The 1,335-nt window shown below is 54.2% G+C and carries 1 rRNA gene (running past one end of the window); it reads right to left on the bottom strand.

The window, feature by feature from the left end:
* Positions 1-20: 20 nt before the first annotated feature.
* A 23S ribosomal RNA gene (locus MKZ40_RS16740) occupies positions 21-1,335 on the bottom strand (it continues 1,590 nt past the right edge of the window).

Genomic DNA, 1,335 nt, shown 5'->3' with positions numbered 1-1,335 from the left:
GCAAACCCCTTGGGTGTTATATGGTCAAGCCTCACGGGCAATTAGTACTGGTTAGCTCAACACATTGCTGTGCTTCCACACCCAGCCTATCAACCTTGTAGTCTTCAAGGGCCCTTCAGGAGGCGCAAGGCCTCAGGGAAGTCTCATCTTGAAGGGGGCTTCCCGCTTAGATGCCTTCAGCGGTTATCCCGTCCGAACGTAGCTACCGGGCAATGCCATTGGCATGACAACCCGAACACCAGAGGTTCGTCCACTCCGGTCCTCTCGTACTAGGAGCAGCTCTTCTCAAACTTCCGACGCCCACGGCAGATAGGGACCGAACTGTCTCACGACGTTCTAAACCCAGCTCGCGTACCACTTTAAATGGCGAACAGCCATACCCTTGGGACCGACTTCAGCCCCAGGATGTGATGAGCCGACATCGAGGTGCCAAACACCGCCGTCGATGTGAACTCTTGGGCGGTATCAGCCTGTTATCCCCGGAGTACCTTTTATCCGTTGAGCGATGGCCCTTCCATACAGAACCACCGGATCACTAGAACCTACTTTCGTACCTGCTCGACGTGTCTGTCTCGCAGTCAAGCACCCTTATGCTCTTGCACTCAATGCACGATTTCCAACCGTGCTGAGGGTACCTTCGTGCTCCTCCGTTACTCTTTAGGAGGAGACCGCCCCAGTCAAACTACCCACCATACACTGTCCTCGATCCGGATGACGGACCTGAGTTAGAACGCCAATGATGTCAGGCTGGTATTTCAAGGTTGGCTCCACCGCATCTGGCGACGCGGTTTCAAAGCCTCCCAGCTATCCTACACAGACAACATCAGCATCCAGTGTAAAGCTATAGTAAAGGTTCACGGGGTCTTTCCGTCTAGCCGCGGGTACACAGCATCTTCACTGCGATTTCAATTTCACTGAGTCTCGGGTGGAGACAGCGTGGCCATCATTACGCCATTCGTGCAGGTCGGAACTTACCCGACAAGGAATTTCGCTACCTTAGGACCGTTATAGTTACGGCCGCCGTTTACCGGGGCTTCGATCAAGAGCTTCGGACGAATCCTAACCCCATCAATTAACCTTCCGGCACCGGGCAGGCGTCACACCCTATACGTCCGCTTGCGCGTTTGCAGAGTGCTGTGTTTTTAATAAACAGTTGCAGCCACCTGGTATCTTCGACCGGTAGGAGCTTACGGAGCAAGTCCTTCACTCGAACCGGTGCACCTTCTCCCGAAGTTACGGTGCCATTTTGCCTAGTTCCTTCACCCGAGTTCTCTCAAGCGCCTTGGTATTCTCTACCTGACCACCTGTGTCGGTTTGGGGTACGGTCGCATGTGG

Origin of the sequence: Cobetia sp. BMC6, assembly GCF_029991385.1 — a bacterium.
In the GTDB taxonomy this organism is placed as follows: Bacteria; Pseudomonadota; Gammaproteobacteria; order Pseudomonadales; family Halomonadaceae; genus Cobetia.
This window is presented reverse-complemented; position numbering and strand designations above follow the sequence as displayed.